The 17,176-nt window shown below is 72.7% G+C and carries 13 protein-coding genes and 1 pseudogene; 11 read left to right on the top strand and 3 right to left on the bottom strand.

Annotated features, from left to right (window positions below; genetic code table 11):
- Positions 1-67: 67 nt before the first annotated feature.
- The 6 genes from rsmI (at position 68) to ACWEEU_RS00640 (ending at position 6,047) form a co-directional block, all read left to right on the top strand.
- Positions 68-916 carry a 16S rRNA (cytidine(1402)-2'-O)-methyltransferase gene (rsmI, locus tag ACWEEU_RS00665; protein ID WP_385743208.1) on the top strand — a complete coding sequence of 283 codons (849 nt, stop codon included), beginning with the start codon at positions 68-70 and terminating at the stop codon, positions 914-916.
- A gap of 435 nt (positions 917-1,351) precedes the next feature.
- Positions 1,352-1,738 (top strand): hypothetical protein, encoded by a 387-nt coding sequence (locus ACWEEU_RS00660; protein ID WP_385743206.1) that lies wholly within the window; start codon positions 1,352-1,354, stop codon positions 1,736-1,738.
- Between the two features lie 25 nt (positions 1,739-1,763).
- Positions 1,764-2,657 (top strand): TatD family hydrolase, encoded by an 894-nt coding sequence (locus ACWEEU_RS00655; RefSeq protein WP_451726993.1) that lies wholly within the window; start codon positions 1,764-1,766, stop codon positions 2,655-2,657.
- Between the two features lie 114 nt (positions 2,658-2,771).
- Positions 2,772-4,172 (top strand): ubiquitin-like domain-containing protein, encoded by a 1,401-nt coding sequence (locus ACWEEU_RS00650; protein ID WP_451726990.1) that lies wholly within the window; start codon positions 2,772-2,774, stop codon positions 4,170-4,172.
- A 115-nt stretch (positions 4,173-4,287) separates the two neighbouring features.
- Complete coding sequence (rsmA, locus tag ACWEEU_RS00645; RefSeq protein WP_385743200.1) at positions 4,288-5,157, top strand: 16S rRNA (adenine(1518)-N(6)/adenine(1519)-N(6))-dimethyltransferase RsmA; 870 nt, start codon at positions 4,288-4,290, stop codon at positions 5,155-5,157.
- Complete coding sequence (locus ACWEEU_RS00640) at positions 5,154-6,047, top strand: 4-(cytidine 5'-diphospho)-2-C-methyl-D-erythritol kinase (RefSeq protein ID WP_385743198.1); 894 nt, start codon at positions 5,154-5,156, stop codon at positions 6,045-6,047. The genes rsmA and ACWEEU_RS00640 overlap by 4 nt, the downstream gene beginning before the upstream one ends.
- Before the next feature lie 5 nt (positions 6,048-6,052).
- Here the strand turns inward: ACWEEU_RS00640 and ACWEEU_RS00635 are convergent, their stop codons facing one another.
- Positions 6,053-6,646 carry a Uma2 family endonuclease gene (locus ACWEEU_RS00635; protein WP_385743196.1) on the bottom strand — a complete coding sequence of 198 codons (594 nt, stop codon included), beginning with the start codon at positions 6,644-6,646 and terminating at the stop codon, positions 6,053-6,055.
- A gap of 124 nt (positions 6,647-6,770) precedes the next feature.
- Here ACWEEU_RS00635 and ACWEEU_RS00630 point away from each other — a divergent pair, with 124 nt between their 5' ends.
- From ACWEEU_RS00630 to ACWEEU_RS00610, 5 genes and pseudogenes are all read left to right on the top strand, one after another.
- Complete coding sequence (locus ACWEEU_RS00630; RefSeq protein ID WP_451726985.1) at positions 6,771-7,742, top strand: hypothetical protein; 972 nt, start codon at positions 6,771-6,773, stop codon at positions 7,740-7,742.
- 1 nt (position 7,743) lies between these two features.
- A complete protein-coding gene (locus tag ACWEEU_RS00625; RefSeq protein ID WP_385743192.1) occupies positions 7,744-9,549 on the top strand; it encodes an ABC-F family ATP-binding cassette domain-containing protein in 1,806 nt (601 codons plus the stop codon).
- 183 nt (positions 9,550-9,732) lie between these two features.
- Positions 9,733-11,556, top strand: a complete 1,824-nt coding sequence (locus ACWEEU_RS00620; protein WP_451726980.1) for an outer membrane protein assembly factor BamB family protein — start codon at positions 9,733-9,735, stop codon at positions 11,554-11,556.
- A 607-nt stretch (positions 11,557-12,163) separates the two neighbouring features.
- Positions 12,164-14,053, top strand: a pseudogene (locus tag ACWEEU_RS00615) (outer membrane protein assembly factor BamB family protein); the annotation flags it as partial.
- A gap of 193 nt (positions 14,054-14,246) precedes the next feature.
- The gene (locus tag ACWEEU_RS00610) at positions 14,247-14,942 is read left to right on the top strand and encodes a response regulator transcription factor (protein ID WP_451726977.1); all 696 of its coding nucleotides are present in this window, start codon (positions 14,247-14,249) and stop codon (positions 14,940-14,942) included.
- Positions 14,943-15,027: 85 nt separating this feature from the next.
- On the opposite strand, the gene ACWEEU_RS00605 is transcribed toward ACWEEU_RS00610, so the two are convergent.
- Positions 15,028-15,366, bottom strand: a complete 339-nt coding sequence (locus tag ACWEEU_RS00605) for a hypothetical protein (RefSeq protein WP_385751231.1) — start codon at positions 15,364-15,366, stop codon at positions 15,028-15,030.
- A 21-nt stretch (positions 15,367-15,387) separates the two neighbouring features.
- On the bottom strand, positions 15,388-17,100 hold the full coding sequence (locus ACWEEU_RS00600; protein WP_385751228.1) for a sodium:solute symporter family protein: 1,713 nt from the start codon (positions 17,098-17,100) through the stop codon (positions 15,388-15,390).
- Positions 17,101-17,176 lie beyond the last annotated feature (76 nt).

Here is a 17,176-nt window from a genome sequence, read left to right as displayed (position 1 = left end):
CATGTGCGGTACCGATTGGGACGCGATCGTTTTCCGTCCGCCCCGGGGGCCCTGGGAGGATGGGGGCGTGACTGGAACTCTTGTCCTCGCAGGTACCCCCATCGGCGACGTCGCGGACGCCCCGCCCCGGCTGGCCGAGGAGCTGGCGGGCGCCGACGTGATCGCCGCCGAGGACACGCGCCGGATGCGCCGTCTCACCCAGGCCCTGGGGGTGACGCCGCGCGGGCGCGTCGTGTCGTACTTCGAGGGCAACGAGTCCGCGCGCACCCCCGAACTGGTCGAGGAGCTGCTCGGCGGGGCGCGGGTGCTGCTCGTCACGGACGCGGGGATGCCGTCGGTCTCCGACCCCGGGTACCGGCTGGTCGCGGCGGCCGTCGAGAAGGACGTCAAGGTCACCGCGGTGCCCGGGCCCTCCGCCGTCCTCACCGCGCTCGCCCTGTCCGGGCTGCCGGTGGACCGCTTCTGCTTCGAGGGCTTCCTGCCCCGCAAGGCGGGCGAACGGCTCTCCCGCCTGCGCGAGGTCGAGAACGAGCGCCGCACCCTCGTCTACTTCGAGGCTCCCCACCGGCTGGACGACACCCTCGCCGCGATGTCCGAGGTCTTCGGCCCCGACCGCCGCGCCGCCGTCTGCCGCGAGCTGACCAAGACCTACGAGGAGGTCAAGCGCGGGGGTCTCGCCGACCTCGCCGCCTGGGCCGCCGACGGCGTCCGCGGCGAGATCACCGTCGTCGTCGAGGGCGCCCCCGAACCCGGTCCCGAGGACCTGGACGCCACCGAACTCGTCCGCCGCGTCCGCGTCCGCGAGGAGGCCGGCGAACGCCGCAAGGAAGCGATCGCCGCGGTCGCCGCCGAGGCGGGGCTGCCCAAGCGGGTGGTGTTCGACGCGGTGGTGGCGTCGAAGAAGTCCGCCGAGTAGCGCTTCCCACCGAGGGCGGCCGCCGGGCGGGACGCCCCCCCCGGCGGGTACGCACCGGCGGGACGCACCGCGAAGGTGCGCTGATCCGAGGTGTGCTGCCGCCCGAGTGCGGTCGGCCGGCCTGCCGCCCGGAGGTGCCACCACCCCGCCCGGCGAGCGGCACCGCCGCGTCCGCACAGGCTCGGTGACCGAGTCCCCGTCGCCCGGCCGGCGCGTCCGGCACGCGCCGGTGTCGCGCCAGGGGTGCGCCCCAAGCACGGGCAAAAGCGGCGGGCGGCAGGCAAAGGGCTGACCCCGCGAGGAGGGGCGTTTCGGCAAGGGCGGGCCAAAACGGGTCCAACACTCGACAGGACGGATGCGCTCGCTCACCGTCCGGCGTCCACTGGTCGAAGGGACCACCTCGTCCCTCGCCTCCGGCGGACAAGAGGAGCGGGCATGAGCGAGATCGCAGAAACGGTCGGCCTCCGGGCGACGGCCGGCGCCGTTGTTCACGAGTCGTATTCCTTCGCCTGCATGAGCTGCGGGCACGGCTGGGAGCAGTCGTACGAGATAGCCCACCACACCGACACCGAGGGCCACGAGTGCGTCCGGTACGTGGCGGAGGGGCGGGTCGTGCCGTCCCCGCTGAGCCGTCCGGCGTGCCAGAACTGCGACGGACACGTGGTGCGGATCATGCGCGCCGGCCAGGTGTCGTCGGTGCGTGCCTGCGCCCAGCCCGGTCCGCATGCCGTACGGCCGGTCGCCGCGCCGCCCCCGGAGGCCGAGCCGCACCACTGGCACCTCTCCGACCTGCTGCATCCCTTCCAGCGCCGGGCGAGCTGAGGGCAGGTTTCCGTAGGATCGGCACATGCCTTCGAACGCCGGTCCCGCCCAGGACGACAAGCACGCGGCCCCGCCGCTCCCGGCACCCCTGGCGGTGCCCGTGGCCGACTCGCACACCCACCTCGACATGCAGTCCACCGCCGTCGAGGAGGGTCTGGCGAAGGCCGCGTCCGTGGGGGTGACGACCGTCGTCCAGGTCGGCTGCGACCTCGCGGGCTCCCGCTGGGCCGCCGAGACGGCCGCCGCGCACGACAACGTCCACGCGGCCGTCGCCCTTCACCCGAACGAGGCCCCGCGCATCGTCCATGGCGACCCCGACGGCTGGTCGCGCCAGGGCGCGCGGGTCGCGGGCGGCGACGCCGCGCTGGACGACGCCCTCGCCGAGATCGACCGCCTCGCCGCGCTTGCGCAGGTCAGGGGCGTGGGCGAGACCGGGCTCGACTACTTCCGCACCGGCCCGGAGGGCAAGGAGGCCCAGGAGCGCTCCTTCCGCGCCCACATCGAGATCGCCAAGCGGCACGGCAAGGCCCTCGTCATCCACGACCGCGACGCCCACGCCGACGTCCTGCGCGTCCTGAAGGAGGAGGGCGCCCCCGAGCGCACCGTCTTCCACTGCTACTCCGGCGACGCCGACATGGCCGAGATCTGCGCCCGCGAGGGCTACTACATGTCCTTCGCGGGCAACGTCACCTTCAAGAACGCCCAGAATCTGCGCGACGCGCTCGCCGTGGCCCCCGCGGAGCTGATCCTGGTCGAGACCGACGCGCCCTTCCTGACTCCGGCGCCGTACCGGGGCCGCCCGAACGCGCCGTACCTGATCCCGGTCACCGTGCGCGCCATGGCCGCCGTACGCGGCACCGACGAGGACACCCTCGCCACCGCGCTGGCCGCGAACACGGCGCGCGCCTTCGGCTACTGAGCGCCCGTTCGAGACGCGACGGACCGTAGTCGCGTCGCTTTGGAGAGTGACGCCCGCTCCGCTAGGTTCTGGGGGCCCGATCCGGACCCCTGGCCTCCTGGAGCGTGTGTCGGCGTGACCAAGTCGCAGTACGAGACGTACGGCCCCGTGGGTCCGCACGGCACCCACGGGACCGTCGCGCCCATGGTGCCCGACCCCGGCACCGCCCTGCACAGCGCGGACACCCTGCCGTACGACCTGCCCGGCGGCCGGGACACCTACCGCCCCGCCTACGAGGCCGAGGCGTACCTCGCCACCGAGCCCGCGCTGCCGGTGCCGAGACCGGCGCGGGACGTGTACGGCGAGGCGGCGGCGGGCGGACGCGCGTCGCGCAGAAGGGCCAGGGCCCGTGCCCGGTCCGGCTCCTGGTCCGGCGAGCGCCCCGACTCCGCCGTGCGCAGGCTCCTCCCGCAGGCCCTCGTCGTCGCCTTCCTCGCGGGCGGCACCAGCGCGTTCGTCGCCGAGGACAAGTCCGTCGAGCTGACCGTGGACGGCGGCCACCGCACCCTGCACACCTTCGCCGACGACGTGTCCGGGCTGCTCCAGGACGAGGGCGTCCACCTCGGCCGGCACGACGTGGTCGCCCCCGCCCCCGGCACCCCGCTGACCGACGGCGACGAGATCACCGTCCGGCACGGCCGCCCCCTCCGGCTCACCATCGACGGCGAGCGGCGCACGGTGTGGACGACCGCCGGCACCGTGGAGGAGGCGCTGAGGCAGTTCGGGGTGCGCGCCGAGGGCGCCTACCTCTCCGTCTCCCGCTCCCAGCCCATCGGGCGCGCCGGTCTCCGCTTCGACGTCCGCACCGAGCGCACCGTCACCGTCGTCGCCGACGGCCGCAGCCGCACCGTCCGCACCAACGCCGCCACCGTCGCGGAGGCGCTGGACGACGCCGGGATCGAGCTGCACGGCGAGGACACCACCTCCGTCCCCGCCACGAGCTTCCCGCGCGACGGCCAGACGGTCACCGTGCTCCGCGTGACCGGCACCCGCGAGGTCCGCGAGGAACCCATCGCGTACGCCGTGGAGCGCACCGAGGACCCGGACCTCTTCCAGGGCACCGAGGTCGTCGACCGCCAGGGCAGCCCCGGACTGCGCCGGTCCACCTATCTGGTGCGCACCGTCAACGGCGTACGGCAGCGCCCGCGCCTGGAGGGCACCGAGGTGGTGCGCGAGCCGCGCCGCGGGAAGGTCCGGTTCGGCACCCGGCCGCGCCCCGCCTCCCCGAGCGGCGGCGACCACCTCGACTGGCACGCCCTCGCCGTCTGCGAGTCAGGCGGCCGCCCCGACGCCGTCGACCCCTCCGGCACCTACGGCGGCCTCTACCAGTTCGACGCCCCCACCTGGCACCGCCTCGGCGGCCACGGCCGCCCCCAGGACGCCCCGGCCGAGGAGCAGACCTACCGTGCCAAGAAGCTCTACCAGCGCCAGGGGGCCAGTCCCTGGCCGCACTGCGGGGGACGGCTGCGCGGCTGAACGGGCGCTCCGCGCGGCCGTACGGAGCGGGGACCGGCCGCTCCCGCGACGCCGTACGGCGTCGTCGTACCGTCCGCCGCGCGGGAGGCGCCCCGCCGCCCCGTACCCTTGTTCCGTGAGTAGCCCCACCCCCGACGCCCTGCTCGGACCCGCCGACATCCGCGAACTGGCGGCCGTGCTCGGCGTCCGGCCCACCAAGCAGCGCGGTCAGAACTTCGTGATCGACGCCAACACGGTCCGCCGCATCGTCCGCACCGCCGGCGTGCGCGACGACGACGTGGTGGTCGAGGTGGGGCCCGGTCTCGGCTCCCTCACCCTCGCCCTGCTGGAGGCCGCCGACCGGGTCACCGCCGTCGAGATCGACGACGTGCTCGCCGCCGCGCTGCCCGCGACCATCACCGCCCGGATGCCCGAGCGCGCCGGCCGGTTCGCGCTGGTCCACTCCGACGCGATGCTCGTCGAGGAGCTGCCGGGGCCGCCGCCCACCGCGCTGGTCGCGAACCTGCCCTACAACGTCGCCGTTCCCGTGCTGCTGCACATGCTCGACACCTTCCCGAGCATCGAGCGCACCCTGGTGATGGTCCAGTCCGAGGTCGCCGACCGGCTCGCCGCCGCGCCCGGCTCCAAGGTGTACGGCGTGCCCTCGGTGAAGGCCAACTGGTACGCCGAGGTCAAGCGGGCCGGTGCCATCGGGCGCAACGTCTTCTGGCCCGCGCCGAACGTCGACAGCGGGCTCGTCTCGCTGGTCCGGCGGACCGAGCCGATCAAGACCACCGCCACCAAGAAGCAGGTCTTCGCGGTCGTGGACGCGGCCTTCGCACAGCGCCGCAAGACCCTGCGCGCCGCGCTCGCGGGCTGGGCCGGTTCGGCCGCCGCCGCCGAGGCGGCTCTCGTCGCGGCCGGGGTCTCCCCGCAGGCGCGCGGCGAGTCGCTGACGGTCGAGGAGTTCGCGCGGATCGCGGAGCACAAGGGGGCGGGCGCGTGAGCGTCACCGTACGGGTACCGGCCAAGGTCAACGTCCAGCTCGCGGTCGGCGCCGCGCGCCCCGACGGCTTCCACGACCTCGCCAACGTCTTCCTCGCGGTCGGCCTCTACGACGAGGTCACCGTGACCCCCGCCGACGAGCTGCGGATCACCTGCGAGGGCCCGGACGCCGCGTCGGTCCCGCTGGACCGCACCAACCTGGCCGCGCGTGCCGCGATCGCCCTCGCCGGGCGCCGGGGCATCGAACCGGCCGTCCACATCCACATCGCCAAGGACATCCCGGTCGCCGGGGGCATGGCGGGCGGCAGCGCTGACGGCGCGGGCGCGCTGGTCGCCTGCGACGCGCTGTGGCGTACGGGGGCGTCCCTGCCGGAACTCCTCGACATCTGCGCCGAGCTGGGCAGCGACGTGCCCTTCAGCCTGGTCGGCGGCGCCGCCCTCGGTCTCGGCCGCGGCGAACGCCTCACCCCGCTCGACATCGGCGGCGCCTTCCACTGGGTCTTCGCGATGGCGGAGCGCGGTCTGTCCACCCCGGCGGTCTTCCGCGAGTTCGACCGGCTTGCCGAGGGGCGCGAGATCCCCGAACCGGTCGCCTCCCCGGACCTCCTGGACGCCCTGGCCAAGGGCGACCCGGACGCCCTGGCGGCCACCCTCTCGAACGACCTCCAGCCCGCAGCGCTTTCCCTCTACCCGGAACTCGCCGCCACCCTGGCCGCGGGCCACGACGCGGGCGCCCTCGCCACCCTGGTCTCCGGCTCGGGCCCCACGACGGCCTTCCTGACCCGGGACGCGGAGTCCGCGGCGAAGGTCGCGGAGGCGCTGCGGGTCTCCGGCACGTGCCGGACGGTACGGGTGGCGTCCGGTCCTGCGCCGGGGGCGTTGGTGGTCTGATCCGGTCAGCGCCGTCCGATCGCGGTCAGGTCGATGCCGATTGGGTAGGGCTTGTCGACCTTGAGGTTGTCCCGGTGCAGGCCCATGTGCACGTAGGACTTGGTGAGCGGGTCGATCTCGTACGCATGGACGAGGGGGTTGCCGGTGGGTCCGTCCTGCTCGACACGCCAGAAGATCGGGATACCCGCGGCGGCGTACTTCTGCGGTTTGGTCGTACGGTCGCGGGAACCGGACTCGGGGGAGACGACCTCCACGGCGAGCAGGACGTCCCGAGCCTGAAATCGGGTCTGATCCAGCCCGGTCACCGCGTCGGCACGGACCACACATACATCGGGTTCAGGGCCGTTGCGGTCGTCGAGGACGACGGCCATCTCCCGTTCGACGCTGAACTCCGGGGGGAGAGCAGCGCGCAGCCCGCTGAACAGCAGGTCGATCGCAAGGTAATGAAAACGACGCTGCGGGCTCACGAAGATCAGGCTCCCGTCGATCAGCTCGGTGTGCGGCGGGAGATCGGGCAGCGTGAACAGGTCGTCCACGGTGTAGCCGTCCTGCGGCGGCACCGGCCACTGGACGTGGTGCTCGACGGACTCGGCGGTCATGGTTCCTCCTATGAACGGGGATCCTGCTGCCTGCCCACCACGGTAGCCGCCGGATCCCGATCACGTCATCACAAAGGGTGACCAGGCGTTGGGTGTTGCCCTAAGGTCCCCGGAGAGGTGAGGCATGAGCAGCGAAGACGGGGATGCCGGGCAGGTCCGGGAGGCGCTGCTGCGGGCCGTGGACAGTGGCTCGTCGGCGCTGGTCGAGGACGTGCTGCCCGAGCCGGTGCACATTCCCGGGCCGCTCCGGGAGGAGCTGCTGAGCCGCGCCCGGCGGCACGGGCGGCTCGCCGTCCTCACCGCCCTCGAACGGCGCTTCCGGCGGCCCGCCCCCTTCGACGAGCTGAAGGACCGTGCCCTGGCCCACCCCGACCGCGAGCACGACGTGTGGACCGAGGTGATGTACGAACTCGGGCACCGCCCGGCCGACGAGACCTGGGACGCCGCCGTCCGGCTGAGCACCGACCCCGATCCGGTCGCCCGTCTCTTCGCAGCCGACGTCCTGCTCTCCCAGGTCATCGAGGAGATCAGGCGCGGGGACGTCCTGTACTCCGAGCGGGCCGCGCTGCTCCTGCCCTGGGCCCGGCGGGAGCCCGACGCGGCCGTCCTGGAGGTGCTGCTCAACGGGCTGACCTGGGCAGGTGGCCCGGAGCCCGAGCAGGTGGGGCTGGCGTACGCCGGGCATCCGGAGCCGCGGATCCGGGGCTGGGTGCCGATGCTGCTGGACACCGACGGGCATCCGCTGCGCCCCGAGGCACTGGCCACCGTGCTCACCCTGGCGGGTGACCCCGACCCGGAGGTGCGCGGCCGGGTGTGCGCCTGGCTGGAGGGATACCCGGGCCGGGAGCCCGAGGTCGGGGACGCGCTGGTCGTGCTGAGCCGGGACGAGCGGCAGCGCACCCGGATCGACGCCGTCGCCGCGCTGGCGCACCGCGACGATCCCCGGTGCGTTGCGGCCGAGCGGCACATCGGGCCGCTGGAGCCCGGGCTCGATCCGGAGACGCTGCCGTTGCTCGCGGTGTGGTACCACCAGCGAAGAGTGCGGGAGCGCGGCGACTACCCTGGAGGGTCGATCCGTCCCCCGGTGCAGGAGTGAAATGGCCGTCAACCTGGTCAATGTCGAGAACGTCAGCAAGGTCTACGGCACCCGTGCCCTGCTGGACGGCGTCTCGCTCGGTGTGTCGGAGGGGGACCGCATCGGCGTCGTCGGGCGGAACGGTGACGGCAAGACCACCCTGATCCGGATGCTCGCACGGCTGGAGGACGCCGACAGCGGGCGCGTGACGCACTCCGGCGGACTGCGCCTCGGCGTGCTGACGCAGCACGACTCGCTCGACCCCGAGGCCACCGTCCGCCACGAGGTCATCGGGGACATGGCCGACCACGAGTGGGCGGGCAACGCCAAGGTCAGGGACGTGCTGACCGGACTGTTCGGCGGCCTCGACCTGCCCGGGTTCCCCAAGGGGCTCGACACCGTCATCGGCCCGCTCTCCGGCGGTGAGCGGCGCCGTATCGCGCTGGCCAAGCTGCTCATCGAGGAGCAGGACCTCATCGTCCTGGACGAGCCCACCAACCACCTCGACGTCGAGGGCATCTCCTGGCTGGCCCGGCACCTGCGCGAGCGCCGCTCGGCGCTGGTGTGCGTCACCCACGACCGCTGGTTCCTCGACCAGGTGTGCACCCGCATGTGGGACGTGCAGCGCGGTGACGTGTACGAGTACGAGGGCGGCTACTCCGACTACGTCTTCGCCCGTGCGGAGCGCGAGCGCATCGCCGCCACCGAGGAGGCCAAGCGGCAGAACCTCGTCCGCAAGGAGCTGGCCTGGCTGCGCCGGGGCGCCCCGGCCCGTACCTCCAAGCCCCGCTTCCGCGTCGAGGCCGCCAACGAGCTGATCAAGGACGTGCCGCCGCCGCGCGACTCCGGCGAGCTGATGAAGTTCGCCTCCTCGCGGCTCGGCAAGACGGTCTTCGACCTGGAGAACGTCACCATCGAGGCGGGCCCCAAGCTGCTGCTCCAGCACGTCACCTGGCAGCTCGGCCCCGGCGACCGCATCGGTCTGGTCGGCGTCAACGGCGCGGGCAAGACCTCCCTGCTGCGCGCCATGGCCCAGGCCGCCCGCACCGAGGGCGAGGCCCAGCCGGCCGCCGGACGCATCGCGGTCGGCAAGACCGTCAAGCTCGCCTACCTGTCCCAGGAGGTCGCCGAACTCGACCCCAGCACCCGGGTGCTGGAAGCCGTGCAGCAGGTGCGCGAGCGCGTCGACCTCGGCAAGGGCCGCGAGATGACGGCGGGCCAGCTCTGCGAGACCTTCGGCTTCGGCAAGGAGAAGCAGTGGACGCCGGTCGGCGACCTGTCCGGCGGTGAGCGCCGCCGCCTGCAGTTGCTGCGCCTCCTCATGGACGAGCCCAACGTCCTCTTCCTGGACGAGCCCACCAACGACCTCGACATCGAGACCCTGAACCAGTTGGAGGACGTCCTCGACGGCTGGCCCGGCTCGATGATCGTGATCTCCCACGACCGCTTCTTCGTGGAGCGCACCACCGACAAGGTGTACGCCCTCCTCGGCGACAGCACGCTGCGGATGCTGCCGCGCGGCATCGACGAGTACCTGGAACGAAGGCAGCGGATGGAGGAGGCGGTGGCCACGTCCGCCCCCGCCCCGAAGAGCGCCGCCGCCCCCGAGCGCAGCGCCGCCGACCAGCGCGCCGCGAAGAAGGAACTCCAGAAGATCGAGCGCCAGTTGGACAAGATCTCCGAGAAGGAGACCAAGCTCCACGCGGCCATCGCGGAGAACGCCACCGACTTCGGCAAGGTGGCCGAACTCGACGCCCAGCTCCGCGGACTCGGCGACGAGCGCGAGGAACTGGAGATGCGCTGGCTGGAGTTGGCCGAGGACGCGTAACGACGGCATCACGGGCCGGTCCTCCCTTGGGAACGCTTGGGAGGACCGGCTCTTGTGCGCTCGGGTGCTGTCGGCGGCGGGTGATAGAAAAGAGCCGTTCGGGGGAGCGCGCGCCGGCCTGCGGGTCGGCCACCGCCTCGGAGCACTTGGCTAAAAATCAGTGGACGAGGGGGAGCAGCGCTGATGACTCAGCCACCCGGTCAGCCGCCGCAGGGCGGATTCGGAGCACCGCAGGACCAGCCGCCGCAGGGCCAGCAGCCCCCGCCGCAGCCGCCGCAGGGACAGCAGCCCCCGCCGCAGGGCCAGCCGCCCCAGGGTCCGCCGCAGCCCGGCTTCGGCGCTCCGCACAACGCCCCGCAGGGCCCGCCGCCCCCGGCCCAGCCGCCGAACACCCCGCCGCAGCAGCCCGGTTACGGCTTCCCGCAGCAGCCGCCCGGCCCCTACGCGCAGCCGGGTCCGTACGCCCAGCAGCCGGGCCCCTACGGCTACCCGCCCCAGCCCGGCGGCCCGTACCCCCAGCAGCCCGGCCCCTACGGCTACCCGCCCCAGCCGTACCCCGGCGCCCCCGGCACCCCGCCCGGCCCCGGCGGCAACGGCAAGAAGGCGGCCGTCATCGCGGGCGCCGTCGCGGCCGCCCTGCTCCTCGTCGGCGGCACGGTCTACGCCGTGACCTCCGGTGACTCCGGCGGCAAGAAGCCCGTCGCGCACAAGAGCGACGACCCCAAGCCGACCGTCACCGCCCCGGTCGACCCGGGCGACGGCAGCGGCGACGGCGGCTCCGACACCGACGACCTCAACGCGGGCCGCAAGCCCGGCGAGGCGAAGGTCCTCTGGTACAAGACCGCCCCCGACGCCCCCGGTTCGGGTGCGGACGCCCCGGGTATGTGGATCACCGGCCGTACGGCGGTGAAGGCCGCGTACAAGCAGGTCTTCGCCTACCGCGTGGCCGACGGCGCCCCCGCCTGGGCCCCGGTCTCCTTCCCGCAGAAGATCTGCGCGGTCACCCCGGACCCGGCCGACGGCAAGATCGTCGTCGGCTACATGAACGGCGTCAGCGACCGCGCCAAGTGCAACCAGCTCCAGCAGCTCGACCTCGACACCGGCAAGAAGGGCTGGCACGGCGAGGTCCCCGAGGGCGGCCTGTTCGACAGCGCGATGAACGTGCAGCTCATCACCAGCGGCAACACCCTGCTGGTGGGGCGCTCGCAGTCGGGCGTCGCCTTCGACGTCCGCACCGGGCACAAGATGTACGAGTCCAAGAAGTACGGCGAGGACTGCTTCCCGGTCGGCTTCACGGGCGGCGGCGGACGGCTGGTCCAGGTGGCCTCCTGCGGCGTCGGCGGCGACGACGAGCACGACGAGGTACGACAGCTCGACGCGGCCACCGGCAAGGTGAAGTGGACGCGGAAGATAAAGAAGGGCTGGCGGGTCCAGCACGCGTACTCGGTGAACCCGCTGGTGCTCTACCTCGTCAACGACGACAAGAAGGCGTGGAACATCTCCACCCTCACCGACGGCGGCACGTTCCGCTCCGAGGTGAAGGTGGACGAGAAGTTCACCACGAGCTGCGGGTGGGCGGTGCTCAACCGCGCGCTCCAGGGCTGCCAGGGGGCCGTCGTCTCCGACGACACGCTCTATCTGCCGACCAGCAGGACCACCGGGCCCAACGAGGTCGTCGCCGTCAGCCTCGCCACCGGCAAGGAGAAGTGGCGCGTCAAGTCGCCCACCGACGAGTCGATGACGCCGGTCAAGGTGGAGGGCGGCAAGCTCGTCGCCTACGTGCACGCGTCGTACGACACGGGGGGCCGGGTCGTCGCGATCCCGACCACCGGGTCCTCGCACAAGCCGGGCACCCTGCTCCAGAACCCGTCCTCCACCGCGGAGATCGAGGACACCTTCTTCAGCAGCTCGATCGCCTGGGCCGACGGCCGGTTCTACCTCTCCTCGAACCGGCTGACCGGCAACGACGACGACAAAGAAAAGCTGATGATGGCGTTCGGCAAGTGACCCAGGCCCCGCCTCCCCACCCCGAGGTACCCACCCCATGACCCAGCCACCCCCCAACGACCCCCAGCGGGACACCTCCGGTGAGGTGCAGCGGGTTCCGGCACAGGACGAGCCCACCGCGGCCGCTCCGCAGCCGGACACCTCCGCCACGCCCGGGCCCCCCGCGAAGGCCACGCCGGACCAGCCTGCCGCGGCCGCCCCGCGGCAGGACGTCTCCGACGCGCCCGCCGCCGAGGACGCCCCGAAGCCGCCCCCGGCCGACGGTCCCGCCCCGCAGGACCCGCCGACCACCCGGCTCGCCCCCGTCCCGCCGGCGGACGCCCCCGAGGCGCCCCGGACTGCGCCTCCGGCCGCGGAGTCGGACAACTCCGTTGCCGGGCAGGGGAGTTCCAAGGCGTCCCTGAGCAAGCAGCCCGAGGCCGAGGACCCGCCGACCACGCTGCTGAAGCCGGTCCCTCCCGCGGACCCGGCCCCGGCAGCTCCTGCGGACAACTCCGGTGCGGACACGGCGGGTTCGCAGGCATCCCCGGGCGGGCAGTCCGGCGCCCAGGACCCCCCGACCACGCAACTCGCGCCCGTCCCGCAGTCGGGCGGCTTCGGCCCGCCCCAGTCCCAGCCGCCCGCCGCTCCCGCGTCCGCGCCCCAGCCGCCCGTCGCCGGGCCCCCGCCGGGGTTCGGCGCGCCTCAGCCACAGCCGGCCGCCGCCGCCCCGCAGCCCGGCGGATACGGTGCGCCGCAGCCGCCCGCCGCCGCGCCCCAGCCCGGTTTCGGCGCGCCCCAGGGCCAGCCCCCCGCCGCCCCCCAACCGGGCGGTTACGGCACGCCCCCCGGCTACGGCCCCGTCCCGCAGGGCAACCCCACCCCCGGCTACGCCTACCCGCAGCCGTACGCCCACCCGACCGCCCCGCAGCCGCACCCCACCGCCCCGCCCCAGGCCCCCTACGGCTACCCCCAGGCGCCGCCGCCCACCGGCTACGCCTACCCGGGGCAGCCGCAGCAGCCGTACGGCTACCCGGGCGGGCCGCAGCCGCCGTACACGCAGCACCCCACCGCTCCGTACCCCGCGCCGAAGGCGTCCGGGCAGCGGACCGTGGTGTACATCGTCGTGGCCGCCGTGCTCGCGATCGCGCTGATCGCGGGGCTCGGGTTCTGGTACGCCCACTCCGGTGACGACGGCGGGAAGCGGAACACCGCGCACTCCTCCGGCGGGACCGGCGGGAAGAACGGCTCCGGCGCGGCCGGCGGCGGCAAGGAGAAGGCCCCGGCCGACCCCGGTGCCAAGCTGCTGTTCCAGGTGCCGCTGCCCCAGACCAAGAGCACCGTCGTGACGGCGGGTTCCTGGCTGACGGACACGGTCTACGCCAAGTCGGGCGTCGCGGAGATCACCGGGTACGACCCGGCCGACGGCACCCGCAAGTGGACGCTCAAGCTGCCCGGCCCGGTCTGCTCGGCCAGCAGCCGGCTCACCGACGACGGCCGTACGGCGATCGTCTTCCAGCCGAAGATGAACGACCCCCGGGCGGGCTGCACCCAGGTCGCGGCCGTGGACCTCGTCAAGGGCACGCGGCTGTGGACGAAGACGGTGGGCGAGGGCGACTTCCCCGTCACCTTCGACAACGTCACCGTCTCCGGCCGTACCGTCGCGGCGGGCAGCAACGAGGGCGGCGCCGCGTTCGACATCGACTCCGGCAAGGCGCTCTGGCAGCCCAAGCCGTCCGACGGCTGCTACGACGCCGGGTACGGCGGCGGCGCCAAGCTCGTCGCGGTCCGCAAGTGCGGCGGCTACGACAACCCGACGCTGCACATCCAGACCCTCGACGCGAAGTCCGGCAAGGTGCTCTCCGAGTACAAGATGGCCCCCGGCATCGAGTACGCCTCCGTGATCTCCACCGAGCCCCTGGTCGTCGCCGCCGACGTGGGCGACAGCGCGGGCGACGGCAGCGGGATCTCGGACTACTTCTCCATCGACGACAAGACCGGCAAGCTGCTCACCCGGATCTCCGCCCCCGGCGACACCTACGCCGGCAAGTGCAACAGCATCACCCGGGTCGAGGACTGCCGGGGCGTGGTCGCGGGCAACGGCAAGCTGTACCTGGCCACCGAGGAGCACGACGGCACGGGCGACAAGTACAGCAAGACCAACGAGATCGTCGCCTTCGACCTGACCACCGGCAAGCAGACCGGACAGCGCGCCCCGGCGGGCAACGGCTACACGCTCTACCCGCTGCGCATGGACGGCACCAACCTGCTCGCCTACAACCACCCGCCCTACGACAAGGGCGGCCAGGTCCTCAGCATCGACGGCTCCTCCTTCAAGGCGACCAGGCTGCTGGAGAACCCGGCCACCCGCGACGTGCACCAGTCGGAGGCCACCATGCCGCCCGACTACGCGGAACTCCGGTTCGCGAACGGCCGCCTGTTCATGTCCGCGGTCTTCGCGCACAAGGTGACCTACGGCAAGGAGTACCTGGTGCTCGCCTTCGGCACCGGCGGCTGAGCGCGCCCCTTCCCGTCCCGAGTGCCCCGGATTTCATCGGTCCGGGGCACTTCTCCGCATAGTGGCGGCGCAGCGTCGAACAAGCGTGTAACTTCCGGGACATGGGGGACGAGGCGCCGGGGGGCCCTCTGTCCCCGGGGACCGGTGGGCGTCCATAGTGGGGCATCCACCGGGGGACTGGGGGGTTTGCAGTATGGGAGTGCGGCTGATGGTCGTCGACGACCACCGCCTGCTCGCGGAGGCGCTGGCCTCCGCGCTCAAGCTGCGCGGGCACCGGGTGCTCGCGGCGGCGGCACCGGCGGCGGGCGCGGCCGAGCTGGTGATCACACGGGCGCCCGAGGTGTGCCTGCTCGGTACTGCGGCACCGGCCGAACCGGGCGCCTTCGACCCGGTGGTCCGGATCAAGCGGGAGCGCCCGCAGGTGGCCGTGGTGGTCCTCGGGCCCGTGCCGTCCCCGCGCGGTATCGCGGCGGCCTTCGCGGCCGGCGCCTCGGGGTACGTACGCCACGACGAGCGCATCGAGGGCGTCGAGCGGGCCCTGATGAAGGCGCGGGCGGGGGAGGCGGTCGTGGCGCCGCAGCTCCTCCAGGGCGCCTTCGCGGAGCTGCTCAACCCCGCCGCCCAGCCCGACGACGAGGGGCAGCGGCTGCTGCGGCTGCTCACCCCGCGCGAGGTCGAGGTGCTGGTCAGGGTGGCGGAGGGCGAGGACACGCGCCGTATCGCGGCGGGCATGGGGATAGCGCCCAGCACCGCCCGTACCCATGTGCAGCGTGTCCTGATGAAGCTCGGCGTCGGCTCCCGCCTGGAGGCCGCCGCCCTGGCCGCCCGCACCGGTCTGCTGGACAGAGCGGGTCCCCTGCCGCACACGACGACGGGGCCGGAGCTGTGACGCACAGCTCCGGCCCCGCACGGTGCCCGGTTCAGGGGGTGTCTCCCCGGTCTTCGCGGGCTCGCGAAGACCGGGAAGACGCCCCCTAGTGGGCCGGGTCCTCCTCGGTCACGCCCTCCGCGGGGAGCGGGGGCGGGGTCGGGCGGAGCTTGAGCCAGGCCAGGAAGAAGACGCCGAGGATCAGCATCCCGATGCCGGTCCACAGGTTGATGTTGACGCCCTCGGCCTTGTCGATCGCGGCCTTGGAGTCGGTGATGCCGGCGATCGTGACGATGACGCCGTAGACGACGAACAGGCCGCCGATGATGCGCCGCAGGTCGAAGATGCGGGCCGCGGTCGCGGACTTGCCCTCCAGCTCGGTGACCTCGCGCTGGACGTCGTGCTCGGTCGCGCCGTGCTCGGGGCGGGGGGATTCTTCGGTCATGGTTTCCTCATCCTCCCGCGATCAGAACGAGAACGGGATGTAGCAGGCGGCGGCCAGGACGACGGCGCCCCAGCCGAGCAGGGCGGGCTTGCGGTACCAGGCGTCGTCGCCCTCGGCCGGTGCCTCGGACATGCCCGGCGAGGTGGTGCCGTAGACCAGGCCCTGGAGCTCCTCGGCGGGCTTGGCCTTGGTGAACAGCGACACCGCGACCATGACGACCGCGCCCGCGACGAAGCCCGCGATGGCGGAGACGAAGTTGGCGCCCTGGTCGGAGGGGATCGAGATGATGCCCTGCTTGTAGAACACGAAGTAGTTGACCATCGCGGTCGCGGTGCCCGCGAGCAGGCCCCAGAAGCCGGACTTGGCCGAGGCGCGCTTCCAGAACATGCCGACGATGAAGACCACGAACATCGGGACGTTGAAGAAGGAGAACAGCGTCTGGAGGTAGCTCATGATGTTCGAGAACGAGGACGCCAGGAACGCCGTGCCGACCGACGCGGCGACACCGATCACGGTGATCAGCCGGCCGAAGCGGACGTAGTAGCCGTCCTCCTGGCCGGGCTTGACGTAGCGCGCCCAGATGTCGGTGGTGAACACGGTGTTGAAGGACGACACGTTGGCCGCCATGCCCGCCATGAACGCCGCGAGTAGACCGGTGACGGCGATGCCGAGCACGCCGTTGGGCAGCAGCTCCTGCATCAGATAGGGGATCGCGTCGTTGTACTGGAGCCCGGAACCGGCGGTGCCGATCTTGGGGACCAGGGCGGCGGCGACCAGGCCCGGGATCATCACCAGGAAGACGATGAAGATCTTCGGGTACGCGGCGATCAGCGGGGTGCGCTGACCGGCGGAGAGGTTCTTCGCGGACAGGGCGCGCTGCACCTCGGCGAAGTTGGTGGTCCAGTAGCCGAAGGACAGCACGAAGCCGAGGCCGAGGACGATGGTCAGCCAGTTCGCGCCGAGCGGGTTGGTGCTGCCGATGCCGGTGCCGCCCCAGGCGGTGGTGAAGTTGTGGCCGTGGGTGGCGTCCAGCTTGTGGGTCAGACCGTCCCAGCCGCCGACCTTCTTCAGACCGAGGAAGGTGATCGGGATGAGGGCCGCCAGGATCACGAAGAACTGGAGCACCTCGTTGTAGATCGCCGAGGAGAGACCGCCGAGCGTGATGTACGCGAGCACGAAGGCGCCCGCGACCACGATCGCCACCCACTGCGGCCAGCCGAGGAGTGCCTCGACCACGATCGCGAGGGCGTACAGGTTGACGCCCGCGATCAGGATCGCCGCGAACGCGAACAGGATCGAGCTGAGCAGATGGGCGGCCTTGTCGAAGCGCAGCAGCAGGAACTCGGGGACCGAGCGGACCTTGCTGCCGTAGTAGAAGGGCATCATCACGAGGCCCAGGAAGACCATCGCGGGGATGGCGCCGATCCAGTACCAGTGCACCGTGTACGCGCCGTACTGCGCACTGTTGGCCGCCATGCCCAGGATCTCGGTGGCCGCCAGGTTCGCCGAGATGAAGGCGAGGCCGGTGATCCAGGCGGGCAGCGAGCGTCCGGAGAGGAAGAAGTCCAGGCTGGTCTTCACCGAGCGGCGGGCCGCGAAGCCGATGCCGAGGACGACGACGAAGTAGATGGCCAGGATCGTGTAGTCGAGCCAGTTGGTGGGGAGCCGTAGCTCCGCGGCCAGGTAGGTGTGGCCCGCCGCCAGGGGCGCGGGGCCGGTCGGGGACGTCTGCATGAGAACTCGCTTCGTTGCGCGAACTGATCCAGAGCGGAACCTACGCCGCGGCCTTCAGTATTTGAACAGTTCTGTT

The organism is Streptomyces sp. NPDC005004, from assembly GCF_053600675.1.
This window is presented reverse-complemented; position numbering and strand designations above follow the sequence as displayed.